Annotated in this window: 14 protein-coding genes; 5 read left to right on the forward strand and 9 right to left on the reverse strand. The window is 60.7% G+C overall.

The window, feature by feature from the left end; all coding sequences use genetic code 11:
- Positions 1 to 2: 2 nt before the first annotated feature.
- The 6 genes from CKW26_RS14150 to CKW26_RS14175 form a co-directional block, all read right to left on the reverse strand.
- On the reverse strand, positions 3 to 971 hold the full coding sequence (locus tag CKW26_RS14150) for an aldo/keto reductase (protein ID WP_095049041.1): 969 nt from the start codon (positions 969 to 971) through the stop codon (positions 3 to 5).
- 102 nt (positions 972 to 1,073) lie between these two features.
- Entirely contained in the window at positions 1,074 to 2,420 is a 1,347-nt protein-coding gene (locus CKW26_RS14155; protein ID WP_095049042.1) for a glutamine synthetase family protein, read from the reverse strand.
- A 21-nt stretch (positions 2,421 to 2,441) separates the two neighbouring features.
- A complete protein-coding gene (locus CKW26_RS14160) occupies positions 2,442 to 2,999 on the reverse strand; it encodes a helix-turn-helix domain-containing protein (protein WP_095049043.1) in 558 nt (185 codons plus the stop codon).
- Positions 3,000 to 3,024: 25 nt separating this feature from the next.
- The gene (locus CKW26_RS14165) at positions 3,025 to 4,314 is read right to left on the reverse strand and encodes an FAD-binding oxidoreductase (RefSeq protein WP_095049044.1); all 1,290 of its coding nucleotides are present in this window, start codon (positions 4,312 to 4,314) and stop codon (positions 3,025 to 3,027) included.
- A 56-nt stretch (positions 4,315 to 4,370) separates the two neighbouring features.
- Positions 4,371 to 5,699, reverse strand: a complete 1,329-nt coding sequence (locus CKW26_RS14170; RefSeq protein ID WP_095049045.1) for an ATP-binding protein — start codon at positions 5,697 to 5,699, stop codon at positions 4,371 to 4,373.
- The gene (locus CKW26_RS14175; protein ID WP_095049046.1) at positions 5,696 to 6,418 is read right to left on the reverse strand and encodes a response regulator; all 723 of its coding nucleotides are present in this window, start codon (positions 6,416 to 6,418) and stop codon (positions 5,696 to 5,698) included. Before CKW26_RS14175 ends, CKW26_RS14170 begins: the two co-directional genes overlap by 4 nt.
- 148 nt (positions 6,419 to 6,566) lie before the next feature.
- Here CKW26_RS14175 and CKW26_RS14180 point away from each other — a divergent pair, with 148 nt between their 5' ends.
- The 3 genes from CKW26_RS14180 to proP all read left to right on the forward strand — a co-directional run bounded on the left by CKW26_RS14180 (position 6,567) and on the right by proP (position 9,296).
- Positions 6,567 to 6,884 (forward strand): hypothetical protein, encoded by a 318-nt coding sequence (locus tag CKW26_RS14180; protein WP_093431433.1) that lies wholly within the window; start codon positions 6,567 to 6,569, stop codon positions 6,882 to 6,884.
- Entirely contained in the window at positions 6,884 to 7,543 is a 660-nt protein-coding gene (locus CKW26_RS14185; protein ID WP_095049047.1) for a DUF3313 domain-containing protein, read from the forward strand. The genes CKW26_RS14180 and CKW26_RS14185 overlap by 1 nt, the downstream gene beginning before the upstream one ends.
- A gap of 250 nt (positions 7,544 to 7,793) precedes the next feature.
- The gene (gene proP, locus CKW26_RS14190) at positions 7,794 to 9,296 is read left to right on the forward strand and encodes a glycine betaine/L-proline transporter ProP (protein ID WP_093431427.1); all 1,503 of its coding nucleotides are present in this window, start codon (positions 7,794 to 7,796) and stop codon (positions 9,294 to 9,296) included.
- Between the two features lie 31 nt (positions 9,297 to 9,327).
- Here the strand turns inward: proP and CKW26_RS14195 are convergent, their stop codons facing one another.
- Positions 9,328 to 10,215, reverse strand: coding sequence for a LysR family transcriptional regulator (locus tag CKW26_RS14195; RefSeq protein ID WP_095049048.1), 888 nt, complete (start codon positions 10,213 to 10,215; stop codon positions 9,328 to 9,330).
- A gap of 99 nt (positions 10,216 to 10,314) precedes the next feature.
- Here CKW26_RS14195 and CKW26_RS14200 point away from each other — a divergent pair, with 99 nt between their 5' ends.
- Complete coding sequence (locus CKW26_RS14200; RefSeq protein ID WP_095049049.1) at positions 10,315 to 10,977, forward strand: NAD(P)-binding domain-containing protein; 663 nt, start codon at positions 10,315 to 10,317, stop codon at positions 10,975 to 10,977.
- Here CKW26_RS14200 and CKW26_RS14205 read toward each other — a convergent pair.
- Positions 10,951 to 11,595: a nucleotidyltransferase domain-containing protein gene (locus CKW26_RS14205; protein WP_095049050.1), complete on the reverse strand. Its 645-nt coding sequence runs from the start codon at positions 11,593 to 11,595 to the stop codon at positions 10,951 to 10,953. The genes CKW26_RS14200 and CKW26_RS14205 overlap by 27 nt on opposite strands.
- A 124-nt stretch (positions 11,596 to 11,719) precedes the next feature.
- Between CKW26_RS14205 and CKW26_RS14210 the strand changes: the two genes are divergently transcribed.
- Complete coding sequence (locus tag CKW26_RS14210; RefSeq protein WP_095049051.1) at positions 11,720 to 12,313, forward strand: hypothetical protein; 594 nt, start codon at positions 11,720 to 11,722, stop codon at positions 12,311 to 12,313.
- Here CKW26_RS14210 and CKW26_RS14215 read toward each other — a convergent pair whose 3' ends face one another.
- Positions 12,314 to 12,898 carry a hypothetical protein gene (locus CKW26_RS14215; RefSeq protein WP_095049052.1) on the reverse strand — a complete coding sequence of 195 codons (585 nt, stop codon included), beginning with the start codon at positions 12,896 to 12,898 and terminating at the stop codon, positions 12,314 to 12,316. It abuts the gene before it with no gap.
- Position 12,899: the final 1 nt, after the last annotated feature.

Raw genomic sequence — 12,899 nt, forward strand, 5'->3', positions numbered from 1 at the left:
GGCTATTGAACCGGCGGCTGGCTGATCTGATTGAGATGACTGACATCGGCGGCCGGCAGGTGCAGTTGTGGCGCCGCCATGATCTCGCGCAATTGCTCGACAGTACTGGCCCCCACCACGGGTGCCACCACCGCAGGTTGCGCCAGCAACCAGGCAAGTGCGACTTGCGTACAGGTGCTGTCGCAGTCCCGTGCAATCCGGCGCAGTGATTCAAGGATCTGCCAGTTGCGCTCGTTGAAGTAATCTCTCTGTACACCCGGCGCGCGCGGAGAATCCGGCAATCCTGCCTGCGGGTGGTACAGGCCAGACAAAAAGCCCTTGGCGAGCGGGTTATACGGCAAGAGTCCGACGCCCTCTTCCACGCACAATGGCTGCAGTTCGGATTCGACACGACACCGTTCGAGCAGGTTATAGCGTTCTTGAACACTGACGTAGCCGACCAGTGCGTTGCGCTCGCTGATCGCCAGTGATTTCATCAGGCGCCAGGCCTTGAAGTTGGAGCAACCGACGTAACGCACCATGCCCCGCTGCACCAGATGTTCGAAGGCGCGCAGGGTTTCTTCGACCGGAATATCATCGTAGTCATCATGGGCCTGATACAAATCGATGCAGTCGACTTGCAATCGCTCCAGCGAACCCTCCACAGCCTTGACGATGTGCCGCCAGGAAAGCCCCTCGTCATTCGGCCCAGGCCCCATGCGCCCGGACACCTTCGTTGCCAGCAATACCTCATTACGCCTGGTCGTGGTTTTCAACCAGCGGCCGACGAACGCCTCGGAAGCCTTGCCACCGACACCGTCGCCCAGAACCGGGTAGACATCCGCGGTGTCGATCAGGTTACCGCCCGCTTCGACATAGGCATCGAACAAGCGGCGTGAGGTAGGCTCGTCGACCCACCAGTTACATTGTGCGGTTCCCATCGCAATCGCGGAAACCTTGAGTCCCGAGCGTCCCAGTCGTCTGTAGTTCATGATCGATATCGCCGTCCCTGTTACGAAGCTTCCATGATGTCGCGGGGCAGTATAGTGGAGTCTCGGCACCTGCCCCCTTCAAGGCTGACTGCTTTGCAGGTGTCACAAATACCACCGGTACTCCCGCGCACTGATCTCCTGCATGAATGCCAAATGATCCTGGCGTTTATTCTCGCAATATACATCCACAAACTCTGCGCCCAAGCCCTCACGCAACTGCGGCTGATGCTGCATCGCACGCACGGCTTCTAACATTTCCTTGGGAAAATCGATCCCGCTGTTGCGGTCTTCATTCAGCGGTGTGATCGGTTCTTTAGCCGATTCCAGCCCGTGTTCAAGCCCCACCAGAATCGCCGCCAGCACCAGATACGGATTGGCATCCGCCCCCGCCAAGCGATATTCAACCCGCAGGTTCTTTGCGTCCGACTCGGGAATCCGCAAACACGCATCACGATCCTCAAAACCCCAACTGGCTTTGGTCGCGGTGTTCACCGTGCCGCCCAATCGGCGCATTGAGTTCTGGTTCGGCGCGAAGATCGGCATGCTGTGCGGCAGCAATTCCAGACACCCCGCGACTGCATGGCGTAGCGGCTGCTGCTCATTGGCCGCCAACAGATTATTGCCGACTGCGTCGTACAAACTGACATGCACATGCATGCCGCTGCCCGGATGCTGCAAGTACGGCTTGGCCATGAAACTGGCGCGATAACCATGCTTGAGCGCCACACCTCGAGTGCTGCGGCAGAATAACGCCGCCCAATCCGCCGCACGCAAACCGTCGTCGAGATGGCCGAAATTGATTTCAAACTGTCCAGGGCCGAGTTCAGCGGTAATCACCGTGGCGTCGATGCCCTGCGCCCGCGTCGCTTCGACCATTTCATCCAACACCGGCGCGAAGCGTGAGAGCCGCTCGATGTGCAGGTTCGGTTGATCATCGGCGTCGTCGGTCAGGTCGTCGCGGGGGAATTGTGGCAGACCGTCGCGCAGCTTTTTATCGAACAGGTAGAACTCCAGCTCAAAGGCCACCACCGGGTGAATGCCTTTGCGCGCCAGGCGCTTAAGCACCTGTGCGAGCACTTCACGGGGTTCGAATTCGATCGGCTTTTCAGTGCCGTCGGAAGTGATCAGCATCTGCCCCAGCGGCTGCGCTTCCCAGGTCACCGGCTTCAAGGTGCCCGGCACCAGACGGCGCACGGCATCCGGATCGCCGTCGTTGAAGCAGTAATCGCCAATCGGGAACAAACCACCCTGCACGCCCAACAGTACGCAATTCTGCGGCAGCTTCAGTACGCTGCCGGCGGCGACTTTTTCGAGCATGTCGATTGGATAACGCTTGCCATAGAAGTGCCCGGGAATGTCCAGGCAAATCAGATCGACATAACGCACCTCGGGGTAGCGTTGGCGAAAGGCACGCACTTCGGCGAGCAGGTCAGCGCAGACAGCGTCCATCGTGTTCATCCTTTGTTGTGATCAGGTGTAGACCCAGAGCACGCGGGTCAGCTGCTCGGAGAGGTTGCCGTAGCGGCAGCGGGTATGGCTGTCGAACTGGAAGCTGTCGCCGGCCTTCAGCGTGATCGGTTCTTCGTCGTTGCCCAGCCATAAGGTCAGCTCGCCTTCGAGGACATAACCGCCCTGCTCCGAGCTGTCGGTCAGATGGCGATCACCGCTGCTCGCGCCGGCTTCCAGATGGCTTTCGAGCATGGAGAACGAGGCGCGGATCTGCGGCGACACCAGAATGTCGGTGATGCCATTGGCGTAATACAGCGTGCGACGCTCGTCCGGGCGCGTCACCCACGGCAATTCCTTGGGTTTGGGCAGGCTGTAGAAATACGTGGTCGGCACGCCGAAGGTTTCGCTGATTGCGGTCAGGTCCGCCACGGTGGGGCGCGACAGTCCGCGCTCGACCTGCGACAGGAAGCCGACCGAACGGCCGATCTTGTCGGCCAGCTCTTTCAGGGTCCACTTCTTGTGCTTGCGCAGGTCGTGGATGAGGATCGCCAGCGCGGCGATTTCTTCTTGCTTGTTCATGGCCGCGATTCCAAAAAAAGTCTCATCAAATACTGTCGCGCAGTCGATACCAGGCCTTGCCGATGGCTTCCAGCGGTGCAGCGAAATGTTTGCCACCGGGGAAACGGCCATTGCTCAAGCCCTGGTACAGCGCCAATTCATCACTATCGCCGAGGATCGCATTGGACACCGCACGTGCGGCAGCCAATGTCGGCAGGACGCCGTGCCCCGAGTAGCCTTGCAGCCAATAACGGTTACCCTCGCCGCCAACGTCCGGCGTGCGGTTGATCGTCAGGTCGATATGCCCGCCCCAGGCAAACTCGATGCCGACACCCTGGAGCTGCGGGAACACTCGCTCAAGAAACGGCCGCGTCGCCGCCGCGATGTCCTTGGGCATGCCGCCCAGGTAAGTGCAGCCGCCGCCGAACAACAAGCGGTTGTCCGGTGTGCGGCGGAAGTAATCGAGGACGAACTGGTTGTCGGTCACGCAGACATTGCGCGGCAACAGCGCCTTGGCCTGCTCAGGCGTCAGCGGTGCGGTGGCGACCTGATAAGTGCCCACCGGCAGAATGCAACTGGACAGTTGCGGGTCGAGTTCATCGAGATAAGCGTTGCACGCCAGCACCAGCACATCGGCGCGCACCGAGCCGCGCGCGGTGTTGACCCGGAAACCGTCGTCCTCCTCCTGATAACTCAACGCCTTGCTTTGCTCGTGGATACGCCCGCCGGCCCGCTCGATGGCGGCCGCCAGGCCAAGCGCCAGTTTCAGCGGATTGAGGTGTGCGCCTTGCGGGTCGTACAGCGCGGCCTGATAGCGATCAGTGGCCACCCATTCGGGCAATTGATCACGAGGAATGAACTGCAAGGCATCGTGGCCCCACTTGTGACTGGCCTCGTGTTGCCATTCGCTGAGCAAGCTGACCCGCCGTGGCATCACCGACGTCCACAAATGCCCGGGGCGATAGTCGCAATCGAAACCATGGCGCCCGGGCAATTCGCGCAATTCGTCGGCAGCCCAGCGCATGCCATCCCAAAGCCGTCTGGCCCGCTCATAACCGAGCGCGGCTTCCAGCGGCGGCATATCGCACGACCAGCCAAGAATCGCCTGCCCGCCATTACGCCCCGAGGCCGCCCACGCCACGCGACTGGCCTCTAGCACGATCACGCGTTTGCCCGCCAGGGCCAGACGCAGCGCGGTGTGCAGGCCACTGAAACCGGCGCCGATGATCACCACGTCGACGTCATGTTCGCCTTCCAGCGCCGGCCGATGGCGCAGAATATCGGCGCAACTGTGGGCGTAATAGCTGTCGACGTGCTGGCTGGATTGCTGAAACATTCACGACCCCATGAAATTTGTTTCTTGTAATTTCATGAAAATCTACAGAAGAAATTTCACACAGGCAACTCGACCTTCGCGATCAACCCTCCGCTCTTGCGATTGCTCAGCGTCAATTCACCGCCCTGCTCACGGACGATGGCTCGCGCTGCGGAAAGACCCAGACCCACACCGCCGGTGTCACGATTGCGCGAAGTCTCCAGCCGAAAGAACGGATCGAAGACCTGCTCCAACGCCACCTCGGGAATGCCGGGGCCTTCGTCGCTGATCTCGATGCGAATCGAATACTCGTCACGCTTCAACGCAATGACCGGACGCTGCGCATACTTCAGCGCATTCTCCAACAGATTGACGACCACCCGTTTGATCCCCAGTGGCCGGCCTTCATACACCAGATGCGCCGGGCCGCCGAAGTCGACATTGATCTGCTGATCGCGGTAATCATCGACGATGGTTTGCAGCAGCTCCGACAGATCGAACGCCGTGGTCTGCTCGCGGTGGGTGTCTTCGCGGAAGAACGCGAGCGCGGCGTTGATCATCGACTGCATCTCTTCAACGTCGCGAATCAGTTTGCCCTGATGATCGAGATCTTCCATAAATTCGCTGCGCAAGCGCATGCGCGTCAGCGGCGCACGTAAATCATGGGAGATCGACGCCAGCATGTGCGTGCGCTCGGCGATGAAATGCTGGATCTGCGCCTGCATGGTGTTGAAGGCAATGATCGCCTGACGAATTTCGTCGGGGCCTTCGAGCTTGATCGGCGGTGCGCGCAGGTCGGTGCCAAATCTTCTGGCGGCACGCGTGAAGCGCTGCAACGGATTGGCCAGTTGCCGGGTGGCGACCCAGGCGACGAGCAATGTGGCAATCAGTCCCAACGCGATGACGATCACGATACGCACGCCAAATTCCAGACCCCAACTGCGCTCCGGCGGGATAAATGACAACCAACTGCCATCGACCAATTGCACGACGGCGGCGTAATGCGCCTGGGCACTGCCGTTCGGCCAGTCGCCTGGGCTGAACACCTCGATTTTTCGATCATTGCCCAGCAGTTGCTGCAGCACCGGCACCCTGCTCGCTGGCAGGCGAAGGCCGTCATTGGGCAGATCGAAGTCCGCGCGCTGCGCTTTCCACGACACTTGCAGCATGGCGCTGCTCGCCGCAGCGGCCAGTTGCGGGCGCAGGTTGGCCGGGGCTGCCTCGATCACCCGGGATGTCGCGGCAATTTGCTCGAGCAGGCCGGTGCGTTCAATCGGTGGCCGCGCCCAGATCCCGGCGACTTGCACGAACAGTGCATTCAACGCCAGCGACGCGACCATTGCCGCAATGATCGTCAGGGCGATGCGCCGGCGCAGGGTGTCGCCACGCCACAGTCGGCGAATCACGAGCGGCTGACCTTGGCGGTGAACAGATAACCGCCGTTGCGCACGGTACGGATCAGGTCCGGGCGCTTGCTGTCCGGCTCGATCTTGCGCCGCAGGCGGCTGACTTGCACATCGATACTGCGATCAAAAGCGTCGTGACCATGGCCGTGGGTCAGGTCGATCAACTGCTCGCGGGTGAGTATGCGCTGTGGATGATCGAGGAACACCACGAGCAAATCGAACTCGCCGCCGGACAGCGGAATCATCACGTTTTCCGGTGAGCGCAGTTCACGACAGGTGATGTCCAGATGCCAACCGGCGAAGGCGATCACCGGGCGGGAAGGCTCGACCGGGTTGCGCTGTTCAGCGGCGCGACGCTGCAAGGCACGTACGCGAGCGAGCAGTTCTTGTGGGGCGAACGGCTTGGTCAGATAGTCGTCCGCGCCCAGTTCCAGCCCGACAATGCGATCACTCAATTCGGCCATGGCGGTGAGCATGATGATCGGAATGCCCAACTGCGCGCGCACCTTCTGGCACAGGCTCAGGCCACTTTCGCCGGGCATCATCACATCAAGAATGATCGTGTCCGGCCGGTTCAGTGCGATCGCCGCCCACATAGCCTCGCCGTGCGGCGCCACGTCGACTTCATAGGCGTGCTGCACGAAGAACTTCTTCAGCAGCGCGAGAATTTCCACGTCGTCGTCGACGAACAGCAGTCTGCTCACAGTTACAGAATCCATGCACCAAAAAAAGCCAATCTAAAGCCATTTCGGCGCCCGGGTCATTTATTTCAATCGAGCAACATTTCTACGCAGCAGACATCAAGCGGACATTCTCTGGCAAAACCTCGCGGGCATTCTGCGGCCATTCCAATCCAAGGGGGTTCGCATGAAGCTATTGAACGACAACCATTGCGCCGAGGGGCACAACAGCAATCGTCCCTTGATCCTCAGCCAGCGCACCGCCGCGCTCGGCCCCGACACGCCGATTGTGTTTCAGGAGTCGTGCCTGAGCGTTTCCAGCGATCAGAGCCGCATCGTCCTGCGCCGCTACTTCGAGCAGTTCAGCCCGACCAATGCGCACTGGGTCGAATACGTCCACAGCATTGCTGCCGCCGACCTGATCCAATGGATCATGAGCCACGGCCAGTTGCACATCGAATGTTCCGACAGCATCGCCACGCAACCTCACAAGGAAACCCGTTAATGACCCGCACGCATTCGCTGTCGCTGGCCCTCGCCACCACCCTGAGCCTGTCCGCCTGCAGCAGTAACAAGGTCGAACACAGCGGTTTTCTGCATGACTACAGCGTCTTGGCCGAGCGCCAGTCGCCGTCCGGCCAGCCTGTCCTGGCGTGGGTCAGCCCGGCACTCGCCCGGGGCCGATATACCCAGGTTTACCTGGCGCCAAGCCAGTTTTACCCAAGTGCCGAGCCGACGTCGCGGATTCCGCTGAGCACGCTGTCCGGGGTCACTGACTACTACGATGCGGCGCTGCGACTGGAATTAGGCAAGGTGATGCATCTGGTCAACCAACCGGGGCCGAACACGTTGGTGGTGCGCCCCGCCATCACCCAAGTGGCGACCAGCACTCAGGGTTTGCGCTTTTATGAGTGGCTGCCGGTCACCCTCGTCGCTGCCGGTGTGAGCACGGCGACCGGCATCCGCGATCAGGACAGCCAAGTCGCCACCGAGGTGTCGTTCGAGGACGGTTCGACCGGCGAGGTGATTGCCGAAGTGGTGCGCAAAGGCACCGGTGTGCCGCTGGAGAACGACAAGCAGGTGTTGACCGCCGATGATGTCAAGGTTGTGCTGGATGGCTGGGCCAGCGACCTGCGGCAATCGTATACGGCCATCCGCCGGTAAACACATATCCCCTGTAGGAGCTGCCGAAGGCTGCGATCTTATTGGGACGCGGAGCGTCCCCGGCTGCATTCCCACGCAGAGCGTGGGAACGATCAATCGCAGCCTTCGGCAGCTCCTACACAGGTGTGCAAGGAAAAAAAGCGCCGAGCAGTGAATTATTTCGTGTCCTCATGTATCTGAGCCAAAGAGTACGCGCCATCAAAAAGATGGCATCTACGCGGCACGATGGATCAGCAAAGAGAAGACCCGGATGAAATCACGCAAGAAAACCGTCAAGCCGATCGGCCTGAACGACATCACCATTGTCGACGACGCCAAGATGCGCAAAGCGATTACCGCTGCCGCCCTGGGCAATGCCATGGAATGGTTCGACTTTGGTGTCTACGGCTTCGTCGCCTATGTGCTCGGCAAAGTGTTCTTCCCCGGCGCCGACCCCGGCACCCAGATGATCGCCGCGCTGGCGACGTTCTCGGTGCCCTTCCTGATCCGGCCGCTGGGCGGCTTGTTCTTCGGCGCCTTGGGCGACAAGTACGGGCGACAGAAAGTCCTCGCCGCGACCATCGTGATCATGTCGCTGAGCACCTTCGCCATTGGCCTCATCCCCTCCTATGCCTCGATTGGCATCTGGGCGCCGATCCTGCTGTTGCTGGCGAAAATGGCCCAAGGCTTCTCAGTGGGCGGTGAATACACCGGTGCGTCGATCTTCGTCGCCGAATACGCGCCGGACCGCAAGCGTGGCTTCCTCGGCAGTTGGCTGGATTTCGGCTCGATTGCCGGTTTCGTCCTCGGTGCCGGCGTGGTGGTGTTGATTTCCACTACGCTCGGCGAAGCGAAGTTCGAGGAATGGGGCTGGCGTCTGCCGTTCTTCCTCGCCTTGCCGCTGGGCATGATCGGCCTCTACTTACGTCACGCCCTGGAAGAAACCCCGGCGTTCCAGCAGCACGTCGAAAAGCTTGAGCAAGGCGATCGCGAAGGCCTCGCCGGTGGCCCGAAAGTCTCGTTCAAAGAGGTCGCGACCAAACACTGGCGCAGCCTGATGACCTGCATCGGCGTGGTGGCGGTGACCAACGTCACCTACTACATGCTGCTCACCTATATGCCGAGTTACCTCTCGCACAATCTGCACTACAGCGAAAACCGTGGCGTGTTGATCATCATCGCGATCATGGTCGGCATGCTCTTCGTACAACCGGCGATTGGCTTTATCAGCGACAAGATCGGCCGCAAGCCTTTCATCGTGGTTGGCAGCATCGGTTTGTTCATTCTGGCGATTCCGGCGTTCATGCTGATCAACAGCGGCAAGATCGGTTTGATCTTCGCCGGTCTGCTGATGCTGGCCGTGCTACTGAACTTCTTTATCGGTGTCATGGCCTCCACCCTGCCGGCAATGTTTCCCACGCACATTCGCTACAGCGCGCTGGCGGCAGCTTTCAACGTCTCGGTATTGATTGCCGGCCTGACTCCGACCGTGGTCGCGTGGCTGGTCGAGAGCACCAATAATCTGTACATGCCGGCGTATTACCTGATGGTCATCGCCGTGATCGGTCTGGCCACCGGGGTGACCATGAAGGAAACCGCGAACAAGCCATTGCGCGGTGCCGCGCCGGCAGCCTCGGACCTCGAGGAAGCCAAGGAACTGCTGCAAGAGCACCACGACAACATCGAGCAGAAGATCGAAGACATCGACGCCGAAATCGCCGCGCTGGAAGCCAAGCGCAAGGAACTGGTGCAGCAGCATCCGCGAATTAACTGAGTCGTTTTATTCACTCATCCAAATCGCCCGGTCAGCCAAATCGGCTGACCGCGGCATCGATGAACTGGCGCACTTTCGCGGTCTTCTGCCGATGCGCCGTGTACAGCAGATGCATCGCTCTGCTCGGCGCCTCAAACCCCTCCAACAACCTCACCAACTCGCCTCTGCGCAATGCCGCTTCAAGAAAGTCGGCAGGCCCCAGCACAATCCCGAAACCATCCACCGCCGCTGACAACAACGCCTTGCTCTCGTTGACGTGCAAGCGACTGCTCACCGGCACGCGCTCGACCTGCGCACCGTTGAAAAACGACCACTCGTGATCGGCAGGCCGTGACCAATAGGCATAACCCAGGCACTCATGTTGTTGCAGATCGGCGGGCACTTGCGGCGTGCCGTGTTCTGCCAGATAGCGTGGCGCCGCGCAGACAATCAAGCGATACGCGGCCAAGGGCCTGGCGGTGAGGCTAGCCGTGGCCAACGGGCCGATCCGGAAAGCCACCTCAAACCCCTCCTCCACCAGATCCACCGCACGGTCTGTCAGGTGCAGATCAATTTCCACTTCAGGGAATTCGCGCAAGAACGCGGTCATGAACGGCATCAGGCTGTACGAACCGAAGGTTACCGGCGCGCTGATCCTGAGCTTGCCGCGCGGCGTGTCATTCATGATTTGCGCCAGCGAATCAGCGGTCTCTGCCTCAGTGACGATGTGCTTGCAGCGCTCGTAGTAGGCCTGGCCCAGTTCGGTCAGGCTCTGCCGGCGCGTGGTGCGATTGAGCAACCGCGCACCCAGCCGCTGTTCAAGGGCGGCCACGTGTTTGGCAACCATTTGCGCCGACATGTCGAGGCGTTGCGCGGCACTGGCGTAGGAGCCCGCTTCGGCCGCCATCACGAAAGCCGCCATGCTGGTCAGACGATCCATTCGAAACTCCTGTTAGCGAAAGTAAGTAACAGAGTGCAATTTATCTGCATCTGGTCATGAATCATCATAGTGGCTCCCCACCTGACAGAGGAACACACCATGCGAATTGGAATCGTTGGAGCCGGATTCATTGGGCGCGCCGTCGCGCAAATCGCCCTCGCCGCCGGGCACGAAGTAATGCTCAGTAACTCACGCGACCCGAAGACCATGAGCAGCGTGCTCGCCGGCATCACCGGCTGCCAGATCGGCACGGCCGAACAGGCCACACAGTTTGCCGACGTGGTGTTGCTGGCCATCCCCTACGAACACATCCCGAGCCTGCCGCCAGCCTGGTTCGAAGGGAGAATCGTGCTCGACGCCAACAACTATTACCCCGATCGCGACGGACACATCGCCGGACTCGACACCTTCCAGACCACCACCAGCCGTTTGCTCGCCGAGCATCTGCAGGGCGCCACCGTGGTCAAGGTGTTCAATGCCATCCTCGCCGCGGACTTGCTCACCGATGCCCGCCCGCACGGCTCCAGCGAGCGGCGCGCCCTGCCCGTCGCCGCAGATGACGCTGACGCCAAGGCGTTGGTCGTGGGTTTGCTGGACGAACTCGGCTTCGATGCGGTCGACGCCGGAGGCCTCGATGAGAGCTGGCGATTCGAGCGGGCGAAACCGGCTTACTGCGCGCCGCTGGACAAGTCCGGGCTGGAGATAGCCCTGGCTGCTGCCGAGCGCGAGGTCGAGTTACCCTTGGGCAGTTGGCGGCGCTGATAAAGCCTGAACAGCGTCCAGCCAGTCGTGCTCCGGGTGCAACAGCGTCAAATGTCGAACCAGCCACACGCGTTCCTGCACCGACATCCGCGGTAAAGCCATGGCGAAATCGCTGCGGTCTTTGGCGCGCGTGTGCTTGGCTTTGAACAAGAGAACGGCAGCAGGTCGCAGATACGGAATGCCGGCCGTGCTGCGCATCACCATGTCGGCGCGTGAACAGACAATCGACGGATCGCGTTTATAAACCCAGGTGTCCGGCGTGCCTGGTTCGATCATCACATCCACGCGCCAGGCCTGTGCGGCGCGGTCGTATCCCCAGACCTGAAAAATGTCTGCGGCGGGCAAGCAAATCGCTGACAAAACCTGGAACGTACCGTCCTTCACCGCGTAGAAGTCGAGATCGCTCAGCGCCTGACGAAAACACGCAAAATCCGCCCGCAACACCGTGAACTCCAGATCATTGTGAGTCCGGGTTTGCCGCCCGTGCCACAAGTCCAGCGCCCAGCCGCCGACTACACACCACGGGTAGTTTACCGCGCTCAGACGTCGGGCTAATTCGTCAGGTGTCCAGGGTTGCCATTGCTCTTGATCGGGCACCAGCGGCCGGGCTGTCGTCATGTCTCAGGCTCGTTGTTCTATTGATGGATAACGGGAGTGCGCCATTCGAACCGCTTTCACCACCCGGCTCAAGATTTTTATCAGCTAGCCTTGAAACGGATCGCACGTCATTCAAGGAGCCGTCATGTTCAAGTTCATCAAGACCACCGTGATCGGCGGGCTGCTGTTCATCCTGCCGCTGGTGCTGATTGTCGTGCTGATCGAAAAAGCCATCCACCTGCTGCGCGGGCCGATGGAGAAGTTGTTGCCGATGTTCAAAGGCTATGACGTGGCGGGCGTGACGCTGGTGAGTGTGGCGACGTTGCTGGGCCTGATCGTCCTGTGTTTTCTCGCCGGGCTGCTGGCACGCACGTCTGCGGCGGCGCGGGCGCTGGAGGCCACGGAAAACAAGCTGCTCAGCAACCTGCCCGGTTACCAGTTGTTCAAGGACACCACGGCGCGGTTTGCCGGGCTGGAAAACGAGGACGGTTCCAAGGTCGGCCTGATTGCCGAGGGCGAAGGCTTTCGCCTGTGCCTGATCGTTGAGAGCGTGGATGACTGGCTGACGATTTTCATGCCGGACGGTGGCCCGGCGGGCAGCACTGCCGGTGAAGTGCGACTGGTGCCTGCCGCACACGTCATCATTACTGAGCTGTCGTGGCTGACCCTGGCCACCGGGTTACGCCGAGGCGGCCGTGGCATGTTGGCGCAGATGCAAGCGTGGGTGCCGAAAGCCTGATCAAGGCGCATTGACCACCACATACGTCACATCACTGCCCTGATACTGCGGCTGGTACCAGGTCGAGCCGCATTGCATGTAGGCGACGTTGTACTGAATCACCTGCACGCAACTGCTGGGCATTTGCGCCGGGGTAAAGATTGCCCCTACCACCGCCGCAGTGGCCGCGACGGTTGCCGTTACCGCCACTGCGGCCGCCACCGGATGGTAGTGATCGTCGTAGCCATAACGGCCATGGCCGTCGACATCAATATCGACATCGCGGCTGTTGTCGATGTTGACGTTTCGGTTGCCGTTGTTGACGTTCGTACGGTTACCAACGTTGTTGCCGGCATTGACCCGGTTACCCGAATTGACCCGATTGCCCGAATTGACCCGGTTACCGGCACTGACATTGTTGGTGCGCTGCGGCGCATTGATCCGCTGCGCCCGTTGCGCATTCGGCGCCGGCGCGCGGTTGACGTTGGCGCGGGCATGCCCCTGGGCGCGTTGCCCCCGGGCATCGGCTTCGACGACATAACCGGCGGTCAGCAGCGTGGCGGCGGCCAGCGACAACAACAAACTCCACGTCATCGACTTGTTCATG

The sequence above is a fragment of the Pseudomonas sp. Irchel s3h9 genome, assembly GCF_900187475.1.
In the GTDB taxonomy this organism is placed as follows: Bacteria; Pseudomonadota; Gammaproteobacteria; order Pseudomonadales; family Pseudomonadaceae; genus Aquipseudomonas; species Aquipseudomonas neuropathica.

Coding starts and splice junctions, on each gene's coding strand:
- CKW26_RS14175 (WP_095049046.1), bottom strand. CDS start 6,418: ATGGATTCTGTAACTGTGAGCAGACTGCTGTTCGTCGACGACGACGTG.
- CKW26_RS14205 (WP_095049050.1), bottom strand. CDS start 11,595: ATGACGACAGCCCGGCCGCTGGTGCCCGATCAAGAGCAATGGCAACCC.
- CKW26_RS14215 (WP_095049052.1), bottom strand. CDS start 12,898: ATGAACAAGTCGATGACGTGGAGTTTGTTGTTGTCGCTGGCCGCCGCC.
- CKW26_RS14155 (WP_095049042.1), bottom strand. CDS start 2,420: ATGGACGCTGTCTGCGCTGACCTGCTCGCCGAAGTGCGTGCCTTTCGC.
- CKW26_RS14160 (WP_095049043.1), bottom strand. CDS start 2,999: ATGAACAAGCAAGAAGAAATCGCCGCGCTGGCGATCCTCATCCACGAC.
- CKW26_RS14150 (WP_095049041.1), bottom strand. CDS start 971: ATGAACTACAGACGACTGGGACGCTCGGGACTCAAGGTTTCCGCGATT.
- CKW26_RS14195 (WP_095049048.1), bottom strand. CDS start 10,215: ATGGATCGTCTGACCAGCATGGCGGCTTTCGTGATGGCGGCCGAAGCG.
- CKW26_RS14180 (WP_093431433.1), top strand. CDS start 6,567: ATGAAGCTATTGAACGACAACCATTGCGCCGAGGGGCACAACAGCAAT.
- CKW26_RS14200 (WP_095049049.1), top strand. CDS start 10,315: ATGCGAATTGGAATCGTTGGAGCCGGATTCATTGGGCGCGCCGTCGCG.
- CKW26_RS14185 (WP_095049047.1), top strand. CDS start 6,884: ATGACCCGCACGCATTCGCTGTCGCTGGCCCTCGCCACCACCCTGAGC.
- CKW26_RS14210 (WP_095049051.1), top strand. CDS start 11,720: ATGTTCAAGTTCATCAAGACCACCGTGATCGGCGGGCTGCTGTTCATC.
- proP (WP_093431427.1), top strand. CDS start 7,794: ATGAAATCACGCAAGAAAACCGTCAAGCCGATCGGCCTGAACGACATC.
- CKW26_RS14165 (WP_095049044.1), bottom strand. CDS start 4,314: ATGTTTCAGCAATCCAGCCAGCACGTCGACAGCTATTACGCCCACAGT.